Below are 4307 nucleotides of genomic sequence, written 5' to 3'. Positions count from 1 at the left end.
TCCGGGAAGGGGACGCCGAAGATCTCCCGGGAAGCCTCGCAGCCCGCCGCGTGGGCCTTTTCCGGGTCGCCGCAGACGCAGCGGTAGATCCGCTCCTCCCGGTCCAGCACCACGTTCACGATGAAGGTGAGCCCCGCCTTTTTCGCCACGGCGTTCATCTCCCGGCGGACGGGGTTGTCGATGGTTCCCATGATTTCTTCACCTTCGTAGAGAGCGCTCACCCAGTGGGTCTGGCCGGTGGTGACCACCCCGGAGACTCCGGGCTGCACCATCTTCGCCCCCCCGGAGAACCCCGCCACCCTGTGAGGCGTGATGTGTCCCAGGGCCACCACGTGGTCGAACTCGAGGAGGAGTTTGTTGACCCACACTTCCGTGCCGTGCTCCGTGGTTCCAAGGTTTGCCAGCCCCTCTATGTCATGGGCGTCGTGCTGGAAGACCCGGATTCTCTCCAGGAGGTCCTTCCCGACCTTGTCTTCCACCTCGGCGTCAGACATGGCCCGGTGGGTCCCGAGGGCAATGAGGACCGCAGTATCCTGCAGAGTCACCCCTCCGGCCGCAAGTTCCTCGAGAACCAGGGGGAGCAGCCGCGCCGTGGGAGTGTTCCGGGTGTTGTCATCGATCAGGATGAGCGCCGAGTTTCCTTTTTTTACCATGTCCCGCAGCCTCGGGGAGCCTATGGGCTCTCCGAGGGCCCGCTTCACTTCATCAAGGTCGCTCCCGGAGGAAAGGGCCGCGGTCCGGGGGGCGAGCACCGCAAGAAGATTGCCGTCGGGAATGATCGCGTCTCCGAATCCCTCGTAGGGAAAGGTTATCCGTGCCATGACGCACCTCCTCGTCAGATTTTTTCGGGGGGAGTGAGGCCGAATTCGGCGGCGAAGTCCTTCAGCATTCCGAAGGTGGCTTCGTCCAGGGGCACTCCCGTCTCCAGGGCCTCCTTCCTGCGGAGGGTCTCCTTTTCGCCGTGGACGTACACCCGCTCGTTTCCCTCGGAAGGAGCGGAGGAGCGGAGGGCGTCCAGCATTTCTCCGACCCGCCTGCGGATGTCCTTCTCGTCGCCGAAGAGGTCGAGCCTCGTGGCGGTGAAGAAATGGCCTACGTTGGCATCCATGGTCTGGAAGACATCCCGGGTCCAGGGACCGCCCGCCAGAGGGCCGCAGAGGATGTCCACCAGGACGGCGAGGCCGTATCCCTTGTGCCCTCCCATGAGCTCGGTCGCTCCCCCGAGAAAGAGGAGACCGCCCCATTTGCCCGTGGGATCGGCGAGAATGGAGGTGGCCTCGGACGGATCGGTCACGGTTTCGCCCGATTCACCCACGAACCAGCCCTCGGGCATTTCGAGATTCCGGCGCTTGTAGACGCCGAGCTTGCCCCGGGGAGCGGTGGTGGTGGCCATGTCGAGCAGCCATGGGAGGTCGCCGTCGGAGGGGATGCCCACGGCGATGGGGTTGGTGCCGAGCAGCCGCTCTTTCCCCAGGGTGGGGACGGCGCACCGGATGGTGTTGGTGAAGGCGCTGCCCAGAAGGCCTTCCTTCACCGCCATCTCGGCCCACAGCCCCGCCATGCCGAAGTGGTTGGAGTTCCGCACCGAGGCGTAGCATGTTCCATGGGCTTTTGCCTTTTCGATCGCCCGCTTCATGGTGAACTCGGAAATGTGGGCTCCAACGCCGTAGTGGCCGTCCACCACCAGGGAGATGGGGGTTTCGTGGACGATTTCCGGATCCGCTCCCGGCTTGACGTGCCCTCCCTCAAGTTCGTTCCGGTACACCTTCAGCCTGGTAACCCCGTGGGAGGAGACCCCCCTGGCGTCGGCTTCGGCAAGCACCGCGGCCGTGATGCGGGCCTTGTGGGCGGGATAGCCCAGTTTTTCAAGGATTGACGCGGAGAGTTCAACGAGCGCTTCAAGCCGTATTCGTTCGAAAGCCAAAAGAAATCCCTTCCTTCCACGTATTTTCCGGATCCCCGCAGGGGAAAATCCGGGGAACGACTTCAGAGGGAAACACCGGATTGCCCGGGTTTCTTCAGATTATACTGCCTATTGAACTTTTTGCCCCTGCCATCACGGGAGGTTCAGACCGGGATTCTCGCCCGGGGGCGCCTCCCCGCCTTCCCGTCTTCCGGGAAGGCCCTGTTCAGGCCTCCGCCGGCAGTTTTTCCGCCGGGGGCGCAGGGGATGGGGTCAGTCCCGTGACGGCGAGGATTTCCTTTTCATCCAGCGTTTCCCTGGAGACAAGGGCGTCCGCAAGGGCGTCCAGCTCCCTCCTGTGGAGCGTCAGCAGCCTTTTCGCCTCTTCCATGCTGTCTCTGATGATCCTGAAGACCTCTTCGTCGATGATTTTTCCGGTCTCTTCGCTGAAGGGCTTCGTCCCACCGAATCCCGCCTGGGTACCGAGGTAGGGGTTCTCCCTGGGTGCGAGCTGCACCATGCCGAGCCGTTCGCTCATGCCCCATCGGGTGACCATCCTCCGGGCAAGTCCCGTCGCCTGCTCGATGTCGCTTTCCGCTCCCGTGGTCTTTGTTCCGTAGACGACCTCTTCCGCAGCCCTGCCTCCGAGCATGCCGATGATCCGTGCCCGGAGATAGGATTCCGGGTAGTTGTACCGGTCGGAGACGGGGCGCTGGTATGTGACTCCCAGTGCCTGGCCCCGGGGCATGATCGTCACCCTGTGAACCGGATCGGCGCCGGGGACCGTCAGTCCGAGTATCGCGTGTCCTCCTTCATGGTACGCCACCTGCTCCCTGTCCTCCCTGCTCAGGAGAAGGGGACGTTCCGGACCGAGAACGATCTTCTCGAGGGCATCCAGGAAATCCTTGGCCGTTACGCTGTCCTGCCCCCGCCTGGCGGCGAGGAGGGCGGCCTCGTTGACGAGGTTTTTCAGGTCGGCCCCGGAAAAGCCGGGTGTTGTGGCGGCAATCTCGCCGAGGCTGGTTTCTTCGGACAGGGGGACGTTCCTGGTGTGCACCTTCAGGATGGCCTCCCTTCCCGTCCTGTCGGGGAGATTGACCACGACCCGCCGGTCGAACCGCCCCGGCCTCAGCAGGGCCTTGTCGAGCACATCGGGCTGGTTGGTGGCCGCGAGGACGATAACCCCGGTCTTGCTTGAGAAACCGTCCATCTCGGTCAGGATCTGGTTCAGGGTCTGTTCCTGTTCGCTCGAGCCCCCGATGCTCACCTGGCCCCTGGCACGGCCGATGGCGTCCAGCTCGTCGATGAAGATGATGGCCGGGGCGTTTTCCCGGGCCTGGCTGAAAAGGTCCCGCACCCGTGCCGCGCCCACGCCGACGATCATTTCAACGAATTCCGAGGCGCTCATGGAAAAAAAAGGAACCCCGGCCTCGCCGGCCACCGCCTTCGCCAGCAGGGTTTTTCCCGTTCCCGGCGCTCCCACGAGAAGGATGCCCTTCGGGGCGGTCCCTCCGAGCCTGGTGTATTTTTCGGGATCCTTCAGGAAATCGACGATCTCCACCAGTTCGTTCTCCGCCTCGTCGATGCCTGCCACGTCGTCGAACGTGACCTTCTCTTCCGCCTCCTGATCGTATCGCCGCGCCTTGCTTTTCCCGAGACCCATGAGGCCTCCCGCTCCTCCCTGGAAGGAGGACCGGCGGAACAGCCAGAAATAGAAGAAGATGAACAGCAGTCCGGGGCCGAAACTGTAGAGCAGGGTCTCCCAGGCGCTCCGCTCCTCGTGCATGGGTTTTGCGCTGATTTCCACGCCATGGGAGAGCAGAAACGCCTCAAGACTGCTGTCTACGAACGCCGGAAGGGTGGTGGTGAAGAGCGTGACCGTCTTCGCCCCGTTCCCGGAAGGAACGGTTTCCTTTCCGGCTCCGGGGTACGTCACGGGATTCCGGAAATTACCCCAGACGATCTCTCCCCTGTTGTAGATGGCATGGACGTTCCCTTTCGCCGTTTCCTCCCTGAAGAGGGTGTAGGGGATGTTCACCGGCTCCTTGGGCGCCGGTGCCAGAAGAGAGGCCAGGAGGTAGTTGACGGCGAGAACGGCAAGAAACCACAGCCAAATCCTGCTCGGGGGGAGGTTCTTCCCGGGCTGCGCTCTGGACGGACCGTTCTTCCGCGGGAAAGGCTGAAGTCTGCCGCTTTCCTTGGACCTGTCGGTGTATGGGGGTTTCTTTTCCATGAAAATCCTCCTCGGTGCAGATGATCCTCCCTCCCGGGATCTGAGGGGGGGAGAGGCGACGGTCCCTAAAACAAGCGCAGGTTATTCTGATAAGGTTACAATTTATTATACCTCCTCCCCGAGGTTCTCCGTCAATCCCGGTGCGGGGATGCTCCCCGTTCCCGGCGGGAT

At 63.0% G+C, this 4307-nt stretch carries 3 protein-coding genes; all 3 read right to left on the bottom strand.

Annotated elements, in window-relative coordinates:
• Window positions 1-821 (bottom strand): nickel-dependent lactate racemase (gene larA / locus JMJ95_RS13775; RefSeq protein ID WP_290686500.1); only part of this gene is annotated, 821 nt, incomplete at its 3' end.
• 14 nt (window positions 822-835) lie between these two features.
• Window positions 836-1924, bottom strand: coding sequence for an Ldh family oxidoreductase (locus JMJ95_RS13770; protein WP_290686497.1), 1089 nt, complete (start codon window positions 1922-1924; stop codon window positions 836-838).
• Between the two features lie 205 nt (window positions 1925-2129).
• Window positions 2130-4136 carry an ATP-dependent zinc metalloprotease FtsH gene (gene ftsH, locus JMJ95_RS13765; RefSeq protein WP_290686493.1) on the bottom strand — a complete coding sequence of 669 codons (2007 nt, stop codon included), beginning with the start codon at window positions 4134-4136 and terminating at the stop codon, window positions 2130-2132.
• Window positions 4137-4307: the final 171 nt, after the last annotated feature.

Source organism: Aminivibrio sp. (assembly GCF_016756745.1).
In the GTDB taxonomy this organism is placed as follows: Bacteria; Synergistota; Synergistia; order Synergistales; family Aminobacteriaceae; genus Aminivibrio.
This window is presented reverse-complemented; position numbering and strand designations above follow the sequence as displayed.